This window comes from Comamonas antarctica, from assembly GCF_013363755.1.
GTDB lineage: Bacteria > Pseudomonadota > Gammaproteobacteria > Burkholderiales > Burkholderiaceae_C > Comamonas > Comamonas antarctica.
The window spans coordinates 693,479-706,642 of the sequence record NZ_CP054840.1 but is presented as its reverse complement, the minus strand read 5'-3'; the positions used below and the strand labels follow the sequence as shown (position 1 = coordinate 706,642).

Sequence of the window (13,164 nt, the reverse complement as noted above, 5' to 3'; positions counted from 1 at the left end):
GCTCAGCGCACCGGCAGCGCGTACATCAGGCCGCCCTCGGTCCAGAGCTTGTTCTTGCCGCGCGCCAGGCCCACGGGCGTCTTCTCGCCCACGTTGCGCTCGTAGATCTCGCCATAGTTGCCCACGGCCTTGATCGCGCGCACCAGCCATTCCTTGTCCAGGCCCAGCAGCTTGCCGGTGTCCTCGGTCTTGCCCAGCAGGCGGCCGATGGTCGGGTCGGTGGTCTCGGCCTTGAGCTTGTCGACATTGGCCTGGGTGATGCCGTTCTCCTCGGCTTCGACCAGGCCGTGCACGACCCAGCGCACCACGGCCAGCCACTCGTCGTCGCCGCGGCGCACCAGCGGGCCCAGCGGCTCCTTGGAGATCAGGTCGGTGAGGATCACATGTTCCTTGGCATCCTTGGCTTCCTTGGCGCGCACCGAGGCCAGGCCCGACGCATCGGTCGTATAGGCCTGGCAGCGGCCCGCGAAGTAGGCGGCGTTGGCGGCGTCGAACTTGTCGAACACCACGGGCTTGAGATTGAGCTTGTGGATGCGCGAGAAGTCGGTCATGTTCTTCTCGGAGGTCGTGCCCGCCTGCACGCAGACCGTCGCGCCCTTGAGCTGCCTGGCGCTCGTGACCTTGGTCTTGGCCGGCACCATGAAGCCTTGGCCGTCATAGAACACCACGGCGGTGAACGCCAGGCCCATCGAGGCGTCGCGCGTCAGCGTGACCGAGGTATTGCGCGACAGCACGTCGACTTCGCCCGACTGCAGCGCGGTGAAGCGCTGCTGCGAGACCAGCGGCACCCACTTGACCTTGCTGGCGTCGCCCAGCAGCGCCGCGGCAATCGCCTTGCCCACGTCCACGTCCAGCCCGGTCCACTGGCCCTTGCTGTCGGCCGCCGAGAAGCCCGGCACGCCGCTGCTGATGCCGACGCTGATCTGGCCGCGCTGCTTGATGGTGTCGATGGTCTTGCCGGCATGGGCCGAGCTCAGCCCGCCCAGGGCCAGGGCCAGCAGCGAAAAACGGAGAAATTTCATGGATCCACCTGTCATGTGAGTCAAGCCAATGGCACGGAGCCGCCTGCGCGCAGGTTACCGCAATGTGCCGCGCGCCGCGCTATGCCGGCAGCCGCGTAGGGTAGCGCGGTTTGGCGCCAGCTCCTTGTGCGAAAAACGACTAAGAACGCCTCAGACGTTCGACCTCGGCCTGCAAGTCCTGTGCCCAGGCACGCCGGTCGCGGCCCTGCGCGGTCTGCGGCGTGCCGTAGACGACGCGCGCGACGATCGCCGGCGCGCTGATGGTGCGCCATACCGAAGCCAAAAGCGTGGTGTCGCCCGCATAGATCGGCGCCGCGCTGTCGGCGCCCGTGGCCGGATCGATGAAGCGCAGGCCCAGCGGCTGCACCGGCGCATCGGCCTGGATCGCGGCTTCGAGCAGATTGGCGCGAAACGGCAGCATCGCGCCGCCATCGCTGGTCGTGCCTTCGGGAAACACCGCCAGCACATCGCGCTGCGCCAGCGCATCGGCCATCAGCCTGACGATGCGCAGCGTGTCGCGGCGCGAGCCGCGGTCGATGAACAGCGTGCCCGCGGCGCGCGCCAGCGTCGACACCAGCGGCCACGACGCGACATCGGACTTGGAGATGAAGCGGCAATGGCGCGCCGCGTGCAGCACCGGAATGTCGAGCCACGACAGGTGGTTGGCCACCAGCAGCACCGGGCCGTTGGCCGGCGGCGTGCCCTGCACCTGCAGCTGCACGCCCACGCGCGGCAGCAGTCCGCGCGCCCAGGCCTGCACCAGCGCGTTGCGCTGCGTCACGTTCAGGCGCGGAAAGCGCCAGACAATGGTCCCCAGCCCGCGCAGCAGGTGGGCCGCAAGGCGCAGCAGGCGCAGGCCGGCGCGCGTGCCGCGCTCAAGCACGCTCGAAGGCGATGCGCCCGGCCACCAGCGTGCAAAGCACGCGCGCCGGCAGTTCGTAGCCGCTGAACGGCGTGCACTTGCCCTGGCTGGCGAGCGCCTCGGGCTTGACTTGCCAGCGCGTGTCGGGATCGACGATGCACAGGTCGGCCACGCCGCCCACCGGCAGCTGGCCGATCTGGTCCTTGAGCTCGCCCAGCGCCGCGCCCAGCAGGCGCGCGGGCGCGGCCGTGACCACATCCAGCGCGCGGTGCAGCGGCACCTGCTGCTGCTCGGACCACTTGACGGCCAGCGACAGCAGCAGCTCGACGCCGGTGGCGCCGGGCTCGGCTTCGGCAAACGGCAGCACCTTGGCGTCGTCATCGACTGGCGTATGGTCGGAGACCAGCGCATCGATGGTGCCGTCGGCGAGCGCGGCCGACAGCGCATCGCGGTCGCGCTGCTGGCGCAGCGGTGGGTTCAGGCGCGCGCTGCTGTCGAAATAGCCGATGTCGGTATCGGTGAGGTGCAGCGAATTGATGCTCACATCGGCCGTGACGTTGAGGCCTTCGGCCTTGGCGCGGCGTACCAGTTCGACCCCGGCGGCGCTCGACAGGCGGCACAGGTGCACGCGCACCGAGGTGCCGCGGATCAGCTCGAAGATGGTGTGCAGCGCAATCGTCTCGGCCGCCACGGGCACGCCCGACAGGCCCATGCGCGTGGCCAGCGGGCCGCTCGCGGCGACGCCCTTGCCCAGATGCGTTTCCTGCGGCCGCAGCCACACCGTGTAGCCGTAGGTGGCGGCGTACTGCAGCGCGCGCTGCAGCGTCTGGGTGCTGGCCAGCGGCACATCGGCCTGGCCGAAGCCGATGCAGCCCGACTCCGTCAGCTCGTTCATCTCGGTCAGCACTTCGCCCGACAGGCCGCGCGTGAGCGCGCCCAGCGGGAACAGCCGCGACTGGTGCAGCTTCTCGGCGCGGAACTTGAGCATCTCGACCAGGCCCTGCTCGTCGAGCACCGGGTCGGTGTCGGGCGGGCAGACCAGGCTGGTCACGCCGCCGGCCACGCTGGCCGCCATCTCGCTTTGCAGCATGCCTTCATGTTCATGGCCGGGTTCGCGCAGGCGCACCGACAGATCGACCAGGCCGGGCAGCACCCAGCAGCCGCTGGCGTCGATCACGCGCGTGGGCGTGAAACCTTCGGGCAAGCCGCCGATGGCAGCAATGCGGCCGTGGTCGATGGCGATATCGCAGACCTGGTCGAAACCGCGGCCCGGGTCCATGACGCGGCCGTTCTGGATCAGAATTTTCATGGTGTTTCAGGCTTCATTGCCGGCAACGATGGACATCACGGCCATGCGCACGGCAATGCCGAACGAGACCTGCGACAGGATCACGGCCTGCGGGCCGTCGACCACCTCGGAGTCGATCTCGACGCCGCGGTTGATCGGCCCGGGGTGCATCACGATGGCATCGGGCCGGGCCAGTCGCAGCTTCTCGGCCGTGAGGCCGAAGGCCTTGAAATACTCCTGGCTCGAGGGCAGCAGCGCGCCGGTCATGCGCTCGTTCTGCAGGCGCAGCATGATGATCACGTCGGCATCGCGGATGCCTTCTTCGAGCGTGTGGAACACGCGCACGCCCATCTGCGCCAGATCGGAGGGCACCAGCGTGCGCGGGCCGACCACGCGCACCTCGGCTGCGCCCAGCGTTGTGAGCGCATGGATGTCCGAGCGCGCGACGCGCGAGTGCAGCACGTCGCCGACGATGGCCACGCGCAGGTTGGAGAAGTCCTTCTTGTAGTGGCGGATGGTGTACATGTCCAGCAGCCCCTGCGTGGGGTGGGCATGGCGGCCGTCGCCGGCATTCACCACGTGCACATGCGGCGCCACATGCTGGGCCACCAGATAGGGCGCGCCCGACTCGCTGTGGCGCACCACGAAGATGTCGGCGGCCATCGCCGACAGGTTGGCAATGGTGTCGAGCAGCGACTCGCCCTTGCTCGCCGAGCTGCGCGCGATGTCCAGGTTGAAGACGTCGGCCGACAGGCGCTTGGCGGCGATCTCGAAGGTGGTGCGGGTGCGCGTGCTGTTCTCGAAGAACAGGTTGAACACGCTCTTGCCGCGCAGAAGCGGCACCTTCTTGACTTCGCGGTCATTGACGCTCACGAAGTTGGCGGCGGTGTCGAGGATATGCGTCAGGATGTCCTTGGACAGGCCTTCGGTCGACAGCAGATGGATCAGCTCGCCATTCTTGTTGAGCTGGGGATTGCGCTTGTACAACACGTTCAGGCCTCCTGAATGCGGAACTGGAAGCGGCCCTGCTCGTCCTGGGCCAGCGCCAGCGACTGCGTATCGGGCAGCGCGATGCGCGCCGCGGCGAAGTCGGCCTGGATCGGCAGCTCGCGGCCGCCGCGGTCGACCAGCACCGCCAGGCGCACGCAGTTCGGGCGGCCGTAGTCGTAGAGTTCGTTGAGCACGGCGCGGATGGTGCGGCCGGTGTAGAGCACGTCGTCGAGCAGCAGGATGTCGGCGCCGTTGACGTCGAAGTCGATCTGCGTCTGCGCGCTGCTGGCCATGCCGCGCTGCGCGAAGTCGTCGCGGTGCAGCGCCGAGGACAGCACGCTGGGCGTGCCGTCCAGGTTCAGGTCCTTGTGCAGGCGCTCGACCAGCCAGGCGCCGCCCGAGGTGATGCCCGCCAGCCGCGTCGAGGCTCCCATGAGGCTGCGCACGCCGCGCAGCAGTTCACGGTACAGCGCCTCGGCGTCAAGCACCAGGCTGCCGGTACCGGCAATCGGATCGTTCATGGAAGACTCCTCAGAAACTGTTCAAGAATGATGCAGGCCGACGCGGCATCGGCATCGCGCGCGCCACCGGACAAGGCTTCGGTGGTGCTGTAGCGTTCGTCGACTTCGAACACCTGCAGGCCGAAGCGCCCGCGCAGCTGGCGGCCGAACTTGAGCGCGCGCGCGGTGTTCTCGTGCGCCGCGCCATCGGGGTGGTAGGGCACGCCGATCACCAGCGCGTCGGGTTCGAATTCCTTGATGCGCGCGGCCACCTGCAGCATGCGCGCGTCGGCGCCCTCGGCCTTGATCGTCGCCTGCGGCGTGGTCAGCCCCAGCATGCGGCTGCCGGTGGCGACACCGGTGCGCTTGGTGCCGAAGTCGAAGGCCAGAAAACTCTGGAAATGCGCGGGCACCACGACCGGCGCGCGCGCGGGCGCAGCGGGCGCGGGCGCGCCCTGCGGTACGGCGTCGCTCATGCGTGCCCCACTTCCCGGGACAGCGTCCAGGCCTGCAGGCCCAGCAGCGCCAGCGCGCGGTCGTAGCGCTCGGCCACGGGCGCGTCGAAGATCAGGCCGATATCGGCGCCCACGGTGAGCCAGGTGTTTTCCCCCAGCTCGGACTCGAGCTGGCCCTCGCCCCACGAGGCATAGCCCAGCGAGACGAACACGCGGCGCGGGCCGGCGCCATTCGACAGGGCTTCGAGCACGTCCTTGGAGGTGGTCATCTCCAGGCCGCCGGGAATGGTCAGCGTCGAGGCGTAGATGGATTCATCGGAGGGAACGCTGCCTTCGGCCGAGAAAGCCTCGTGCAGCACGAAACCGCGGTCGGTCTGCACCGGGCCGCCCCGGTAGACCACGTCGGAGCGCAAATCTTCGCGTCCGAGGGAAAGATCGATCTTGTCGAGCAGGCCTTCAAGGCTCAATGGCATCGGCTTGTTGATGATCAAGCCGAGCGCGCCACGCTCGCTGTGCTCGCACAGGTACACCACGCTGCGCGAAAAAGACTCATCCTCGACGCCGGGCATGGCGATCAGAAAATGGTGCGTCAGGTTGATAGGCGCAGAATCAGCGGGCATTCTTTGATTTTAACGGTGAACCATGGCACTTTCGGGACCTGTGGGCTTGGTCTGGCTGCGCCGCGACCTGCGCGTGAGCGACCACGCCGCCCTCTACCACGCGCTGCGCAGCTGTGCGCAGGTGCATTGCGTGTTTCTTTTCGACGCGGCCATTCTCGCGCCGCTGCCGCGCGCCGACCGGCGCGTGGAGTTCATCCAGCGCAGCCTGGAGTCGGTCGATGCGGGCCTGCGCGCGCTGTCGGGCCACGCCGAAGCCGGGCTGATCGTGCGCCAGGGCCTGGCCGAGCAGGAAATTCCGCGCCTGGCGCAGCAGCTCGGCGCGAGCGCCGTCTTTGCCAACCACGACGATGAACCCGATGCGCTGGCGCGCGACGCGCGCGTGCGCCGCGCGCTCGAGGCCGCGGGCGTGGCACTGCACACTTACAAGGACCATGTGATTTTCGAGCGCAGCGAGGTGCTCACGCAGTCGGGCTCGGCGTTCAGCGTGTTCACGCCCTACAAGAACGCCTGGCTGCGCAAGCTCAACGCTTTCTATCTTTCGGCGTACCCCGTGGAGCGCTACGCGCAGCAGCTCGCGCCGAGGCCCGAGGGCGAGCGCCGGCGCGTGCCGTCGCTGGCCGACATCGGCTTCGAGCCCACGAACCTGCATGAACTGCCGCTGCCCACGGGCAGCGAGGGCGCGCAGCAGCTGCTGGCCGACTTCCTGCCGCGCATGGCCGACTATGGCGAGGCGCGCAATTTCCCGGCCGTGAAGGGCCCGAGCTATCTGGGCGTGCATCTGCGCTTTGGCACGGTGTCGATACGCGAACTCGCGCGGCTCGCATGGAACGCTGCGGCGCAGGAGCAGAACCCGGGCGCAGCGGTCTGGCTCAGCGAACTCATCTGGCGCGATTTCTACCACCAGATCCTGTCGCACCATCCGCATGTCGCGGTGCAGAGCTTCAAACCCGCGTATGACGCGATTGCCTGGGAGTCGGGCGCGCAAGCCGAGCGGCTGTTTGCCGCGTGGTGCGAAGGCCGCACCGGCTACCCGCTGGTCGATGCGGCCATGGCGCAGATCAACCAGACCGGCTACATGCACAACCGGCTGCGCATGGTGGTGGCCAGCTTTCTGGTCAAGGATCTGGGCATCGACTGGCGCTGGGGCGAGCGCTACTTTGCCGAGCAACTCAATGATTTCGACCTGGCGTCGAACAACGGCGGCTGGCAGTGGGCATCGTCGAGCGGCTGCGATGCCCAGCCCTATTTCCGCATCTTCAATCCCATCAGCCAGAGCGAGAAGTTCGATGGCGCGGGCCGTTTCATCCGGCGCTATCTGCCGCAGCTGGCCGGGCTGCCGGACAAGCTGATCCATGCGCCGTGGCTGGCCGGGCCCGTGGAACGCGCGGCCGCGGGGCTGGAGCTGGTGGCGGCCGGCACCGTGCCCGGGCCTGCAAGCTATCCGCGGCCGCTGGTGGACCATGCCGAGGCCAGGGAGAAGACGCTGGCGCGGTATGCGGTGGTGAAGGGGGCGGTGGTTTAGACCCGCTCTGGGTTTTGAGGCTGGGCCGTCCGTCCTTCGACGGGGCCGCCCAGGCAAGCTCAGGACGAACGGCCAAACGTCCATCCTTCGACGCAGCCGCCCAGGCAGGCTCAGAACGAACGGCTTCAGACGTTCATGGTTCGACAGGCTCACCACGAACGGTTCCGCCGCTCGCTCCAAGCTTGCCTGGGCGGCCCTGTCAAACCATAACGGCTCAACCGTTCGTCCTGAGCCCGTCGAAGGATGAACGGCCTGCCCTCAAGCCACCGCCAGCGCCGCGTAGTGCCGCACCAGCCCCAGCAGTTCCTCATCCGAATACGGCTTGCCCAGATAGTGGTTCACGCCGATCTGCTGCGCATGCTCGCGGTGCTTTTGCGCGATGCGCGAGGTGATCATGATGATAGGCAGGTCATGCAGCCGTTCATCGGCCCGGATCTGGCGCGCCAGGTCGAAGCCGTCCATGCGCGGCATCTCGATATCGGACAGCACCACGGCCGGGCGCGCGGACTGCAGCCGCTCCAGCGCCTGCATGCCGTCGGAGGCCACCTCGACGCGATAGCCTTCGCGCTGCAACAGGCGCTGCGTGACGCGGCGCACGGTGATCGAATCGTCGACCACGAGCACCAGCGGCACCTCGCCCGCGCCCGCAGCCTGGGGCTGGGCCAGCGCCACGCCATCGCCGCGCGTGGCCTGCGGCGCGGCCGCGGGCTGGGCGCGCAGCTGTTCGCGCACCTGCTCGCCATAGACCGTGGCCAGCGCCACCGGGTTGTAGATCAGCACCACCGCGCCCGAGGCCAGCACCGACATGCCGGTCAAACCCGGCAGGCGCGCGAGCTGCGGTCCGAGCGGCTTGACCACCAGTTCCTGGTTGCCCAGCACTTCGTCGACATGCAGCGCCAGCCGCTGCGAGGCGCTGCGCACGATCACCACGGCGCGCGTCTTGCCCACGCCCTCGACGCTTTGCGCCGATGACTGCCACAGCGCACCGCCCCAGAAAAACGGCAGGGCCTGATTGCCGCCCGGCTCTTCGAGACTGCCCGTGCGATAGGCCTGCTCCAGCGTGGCCAGCGGCACGCGGCGCACGATCTCCACCAGGTTGGCGGGCACGCCCACGGCAAACCGGCCCATGCGCAGCATGACCACCTGCGTCACGGCGGTGGTCAGCGGCAGCACCAGCGCGAAGGACGAACCCGCGCCCGGCGTGCTGTGCGTCTCGATGCGCCCGCCCAGCGCATTGACTTCGGCGCGCACCACATCCATGCCGATGCCGCGCCCGGACACGCCCGTGACTTCGCTGGCCGTGGTGAAGCCGGGCTCGAAGATCAGCTGGCCGGCTTCGAGCGGCGTGATCTGCGCATCTTCGGCGGCCAGGCCGCGCGCCACTGCCACGGCATGGATGCGCTTGAGATCCAGCCCCGCGCCGTCGTCCTCGACGCGCACGCGCACATCGTTGCCTTCGTGCTGCAGCGTGATGCCAATGGTGCCGGTGGCGGGCTTGCCCTGCGCCTCGCGCTGCGCCGGGCTTTCAATGCCATGGGCCACGCAGTTGCGCAGCAGGTGCTCGAAGGCCGGCACCATGCGGTCGAGCACGCCGCGGTCCATTTCAATCGTGCCGCCGGCAATGTTCAGCCGCACCTGCTTGCCCATTTCCTTGGAGGTCTGGCGCACCACGGCGTAAAGGCGCTCGGAGATCGCATCGAACTCCACCATGCGCGTGCGCAGCAGGTCGCGCTGCAGGTCGCGCGCCTGGCGCCCCTGGGCCACGAGATCGTCCTCGGCCGCGGCCAGATCGCGCTGCAGGTTGCGCTGCACCGTGGCTACGTCGTTGACCGACTCGGCCATCATGCGCGTGAGCTCCTGCACGCGCGTGAAGCGGTCGAACTCCAGCGGATCGAAGCCCGCGGCCGAGTCCTTGGACAGCGCCAGGCGCGACTGCATCTGCGTCTCGGCTTGCACCTCGATGTCGCGCAGCTGCTGGCGCAGGCGTTCGAGGTTGCCGTTGAGGTCCTGCAGCGAACTGCGGGCCTGCACCAGCCGCGCGTCGATGCGCGAGCGCGCGATCAGCACTTCGCCGGACTGGTTGATCAGACGGTCGAGCAGCTGGCCGCGCACGCGCACCGACTGCTGCGATGCGGAGCGCGCGCTGGCCAGCGGCGCGATGGGCGTGAAGGTCGGCGCGCGCAGGCCGTCCCGAATGGCGGCCGGTGCCACCTCGGGTGGCGCCGCCTCCGCGGCCGGCTGCGGCGCGGCGGCTTCGGCCGCTGGCGCGGCCGCTGCGTTCTCCGCGAGCAGGCGCAGCGCCGCGAAATGCGCATGCAGCGTGTCGAAACTGCCCAGCAGCGGCTCGATCTGCGCGGCCTGTGCGGCCTGCGCATCGATCTGCTCGATGGCCGACTCCAGCCGGTGGCTGATATCGCCCAGGCGCATCGCGCCGGCCAGGCGCGCGCTGCCCTTCAAGGTGTGCAGCGTGCGCAGGCTGGCGTTGCGCGCTTCCAGCCGCTGCGGGTGCGCGGCCCAGTCGCGCAGCGCCGTGCCCAGCTGCGGCAGCAGCTCGGCGGCCTCTTCCTCGAAAATCGGGAACAGGTCGGGGTCCAGCGCATCGAGCACCTCGATATCGTCATCGATATCGCTGTCGGTGCCGACCGCGGCGGCCATGGCCGCGTCGAAGCGCTGCTGCTGCGCGGCCGCGTCCGCGGCCTGCTGGGCCGCCGCCGCGTCGGCGCGGATTTCCTGCGCCCAGAGCGCATCCTCGGCATCGAGCGGCCCGGGGCCTGCGCCCGGCGCACTGTGGATCTCGGACGCCAGCACCTGCTGCAACGCCGCCTCCACGGACGGCTGCGGCGCCTTGAGAAAGCCCGCGGCAAACTGGTGCAGCAGGCGGCGGATCTCGTTGGCCGCGGCCTGGAACGTCGCCAGCTGCTGCACTTCGCCCGCGCCCTGCGCACGCACATGCATCAGCGCATGCTCTAGCGTGCGCGCGAGCCGCGACAAGTCCTTGAAGCCCACCGTGGCCGAACTGCCGGCCAGCGAATGCGCCCAGCCCACGGCCTCCTCGGGCTGGGGCCGGTGCGGCTCGAGCGCCCATTCCTGCAGGCACACATCGAGGCAGCGCGACCATTCATCGGCTTCGTTGAGATAGACGTTGTACAGCGGCAGATGAATGCGCAGGCCGTCGATCAGCTTGAGGTTGTCGTCGACGGGCTCGGGCTCGGGTTCCGGTTCATTGGCTGCTTCGGCCGGCGGCGCGGCTTCGGCAACCGCTTCCTCAGGCGCGCGATCCCATGGGGCGAAGCCCTGCGGCACCTCTTGATCGATGTGCGTGTCTTCCCATTCGGGCGTGTCGTGCGCTTCATCCTGCGCCAGCAGGGGTTCGGCCACCGGCGCGTCTTGCGGCAACTGCTCGCTGGCATCGAGCGCCGAGGCAAACGCCGCAAAATCGATTTCCTCGGCAATGCCGGGCAGTTCGGGCGGGGCGATGCTGTCCTGTGCCGGTGCGGCCACCTCGTCGGGGCGGCGGCGCAGCGACGGCCGCAGCGCGACCTCGGCGCGCCGGCCCTCGAGGCGCAGCGCATCGGCGGCAGCCCGGAACGGCGTGGCCGACCAGGCTTCATCCTGGCCGTCGGCAATGGCCTGGGTCCAGGCCGCAAACGCCTGCAGGGCCTCGCGCGCCAGCGCCTGCCAATCGGCCGGCATGGGCTTTTGCTCGGCCAGCCAGGCATTGAGCAACTGCTCCATGGCCCAGCCGGCCTCGCCGAATTCATCGAGCCCGACCATGCGCGCGCTGCCCTTGAGCGTATGGAACGCCCGGCGCAGGCTCGTCTGGGCACTCCACTGGCCCGCATCGAGGGCCAGCGTCTCGAGCGCTTCGAGGCCCTGGGCCACGACTTCGCGCGCCTCGTCGAGAAAGATGGCGCGCAGTTCTTCGTCGGAATCTTCGGGCAGCAGGCTCAAGGGCACGGCCGCGGCCAACGTGGCTGGCGGCTCGGAAGGGATGTCAGAGACGGGCGGCGCGGGGGCTGGCTCGGGCTGCGGCTGGGCAGCGCGCGCCTCGACATGCTGCGCGCGCTGCGCGGGCGCATCGCCGGCGCGCGCGCGCTCGCGGCCCATGATGATGCGCAGCTCGCCCAGCGTCTCGTCGTAGACGAACAGCGTGCGCGCGAGATGGCGCTGGTAGCTGAGCATGTCGATCAGGAACCCCAGCGCGCCGAGGTTGCTGCCGACGCGTGCAAAGACCTGGGGCTGCTGGTCGGCCGCAATCTCGCCCCGCATCAGCTGCTCGACGGTCTCGCGCATGCGCACCACCGCCAGGCAGGCCTGGTCCAGGCCCAGCAACGACAGCACGCCGCGCATCTGCGCCATGTGGCCCGCCACATGGGCCAGCACGCCCGCGTCATCGGGCGCGCGGAAGAACTGGTCGAGCAGGTGCTCGGTTTCGGCCAGCGTCGCGCGCAGTTCGCCCACCACGCTGCCCATGGTCTGGTGGTCGCTGACGCGCCGGTACAGGTCCTCCATCCACGCCTCGAGCGGCTGGGATTCCTGGCCCTGGCGCACCTCGTCGAGGCGCTGCGCGAGCCGGCCCGCATGCGCGCCCATCGACTCTTCGGCCAGCTCCGGCGCGGCCAGGGCGGCCTGCAGATAGAGCACGGCCGTGGCGACCTCGAGCGCCAGCGCCGGCGCCGGCGCCGGCGGCTCGCCGCTGCGCGCCAGCGTTTCCATCACGCGCTGCAGCGCGCGCGCCAGCGCGGTGCTGTCGGGATAGAGCCGGTTGAGCGAATCGCAGACCTGGCCGAACTGCTCCACCACGGGCTTGATCTTGCTGCGGTCGCCACCCGCCAGCGCCGACCAGCATTCGGCCGCCCCGGCCACGCGCTTGCGCGCCTGCGCCAGCAGCGCGGGATCGAAACGGCCAAAGCGCGGCTTGTCGTAATCGACGGGCATATGGCGCTCAAGGCCGAATGCCGTGCGCACCGCGTGCAGCACCGGCGCCCGGGCGGGCGCCTCCCCGGTGTCGTCCCGCGGCATGGCTGCCTGCGCGCAGAAAAACAGCAGGTCCTGGGTCAGCCGGTCGGGCAGTCGATCATCGCCCTTGGCCATGGCCGCGTACTGCAGCAGCACGCGCGAGCCCGCGCGCTTGGCGTAGACATCGGGCTTGACCAGCCCGTGCGCCAGGCCGTCGAAGAACCCCGCCGCGATCTTCCAGAAGCTGCGCGCGCCCGATGCTTGCTGCGCCGCGGCCAGCCCCAGGCAGGCGCCGCGCAGCTGGGCCGCGCCCGCGGCATCGCCGCTCTTGACCAGCGCCAGCACGCCCGCATCGAGCAGCGCGCGCGTCTGCGGGCCATAGGCCAGCACCGGGCCGAGCTCGTCCAGTGCCGGCTCGTGCAGGCGCCGCTCGGCGGGCCACAGGTCGCCCGGATGCACCTTGTCGTTGCCCGCCAGCGCCTGCACGGCGCGGTATTGCGGAAACAGCGCCACGGCCGGCACGTTCCTGCCGGCCAGCACCGTCTCGAGGTATTCCAGCAGCGCGAAGCAGGCGTTTTCCAGCGCCGCGGCGGCTTCGGGCGTGCAGCGCCCCGGCTCCTGCGCCAGCCGCAGCAGCGCGGCTTCGAGCGCCTGCACCAGCAGCGCGGGCGCGCGCATCTCCACCATCTCGAGCGCGCCGCCGGCCTGGTGCAGCGCCTGCTGCAGGGCCAGCGTATCGAGCGCCGGCTGGGCTCCGGGCTCGACGCCCGGCTCGCGCGCGAAGCGCCCCAGCGTCCGGGCCGCGCCCTCGAGCGACCTGCGCAGTTCGTCGATGACCCATGCCAGCGGCCCCAGGTCCTGCTCGCCCGGCAGCGCACCGGCAACCGGTGCCGCATCAGGGGGAAGGAAGACATCAGTGGAAGACATGCGGAACTCCCCGGCAGTC

The 13,164-nt window shown here is 69.7% G+C and carries 9 protein-coding genes; 1 reads left to right on the top strand and 8 read right to left on the bottom strand.

The window, feature by feature from the left end:
* Positions 1-2 precede the first annotated feature (2 nt).
* The 7 genes from HUK68_RS03295 to HUK68_RS03265 all read right to left on the bottom strand — a co-directional run bounded on the left by HUK68_RS03295 (position 3) and on the right by HUK68_RS03265 (position 5,737).
* Positions 3-1,022: an amino acid ABC transporter substrate-binding protein gene (locus HUK68_RS03295; protein ID WP_175502906.1), complete on the bottom strand. Its 1,020-nt coding sequence runs from the start codon at positions 1,020-1,022 to the stop codon at positions 3-5.
* A gap of 139 nt (positions 1,023-1,161) precedes the next feature.
* Positions 1,162-1,905, bottom strand: coding sequence for a lysophospholipid acyltransferase family protein (locus tag HUK68_RS03290; RefSeq protein WP_175502905.1), 744 nt, complete (start codon positions 1,903-1,905; stop codon positions 1,162-1,164).
* A complete protein-coding gene (locus tag HUK68_RS03285; RefSeq protein ID WP_175502904.1) occupies positions 1,898-3,193 on the bottom strand; it encodes a dihydroorotase in 1,296 nt (431 codons plus the stop codon). Before HUK68_RS03285 ends, HUK68_RS03290 begins: the two co-directional genes overlap by 8 nt.
* A 6-nt stretch (positions 3,194-3,199) precedes the next feature.
* Positions 3,200-4,162, bottom strand: coding sequence for an aspartate carbamoyltransferase catalytic subunit (locus tag HUK68_RS03280; RefSeq protein WP_175502903.1), 963 nt, complete (start codon positions 4,160-4,162; stop codon positions 3,200-3,202).
* Positions 4,163-4,164: 2 nt separating this feature from the next.
* Entirely contained in the window at positions 4,165-4,683 is a 519-nt protein-coding gene (pyrR, locus tag HUK68_RS03275) for a bifunctional pyr operon transcriptional regulator/uracil phosphoribosyltransferase PyrR (RefSeq protein WP_175502902.1), read from the bottom strand.
* Complete coding sequence (gene ruvX, locus HUK68_RS03270; RefSeq protein ID WP_175502901.1) at positions 4,680-5,138, bottom strand: Holliday junction resolvase RuvX; 459 nt, start codon at positions 5,136-5,138, stop codon at positions 4,680-4,682. Before ruvX ends, pyrR begins: the two co-directional genes overlap by 4 nt.
* Positions 5,135-5,737 carry a YqgE/AlgH family protein gene (locus tag HUK68_RS03265; protein ID WP_175502900.1) on the bottom strand — a complete coding sequence of 201 codons (603 nt, stop codon included), beginning with the start codon at positions 5,735-5,737 and terminating at the stop codon, positions 5,135-5,137. Before HUK68_RS03265 ends, ruvX begins: the two co-directional genes overlap by 4 nt.
* A gap of 22 nt (positions 5,738-5,759) precedes the next feature.
* On the opposite strand from HUK68_RS03265, the gene HUK68_RS03260 reads away from it, so the two are divergent.
* A complete protein-coding gene (locus HUK68_RS03260; protein WP_175502899.1) occupies positions 5,760-7,259 on the top strand; it encodes a cryptochrome/photolyase family protein in 1,500 nt (499 codons plus the stop codon).
* A 258-nt stretch (positions 7,260-7,517) separates the two neighbouring features.
* Here the strand turns inward: HUK68_RS03260 and HUK68_RS03255 are convergent, their stop codons facing one another.
* Positions 7,518-13,145: a hybrid sensor histidine kinase/response regulator gene (locus tag HUK68_RS03255; RefSeq protein WP_175502898.1), complete on the bottom strand. Its 5,628-nt coding sequence runs from the start codon at positions 13,143-13,145 to the stop codon at positions 7,518-7,520.
* Positions 13,146-13,164 lie beyond the last annotated feature (19 nt).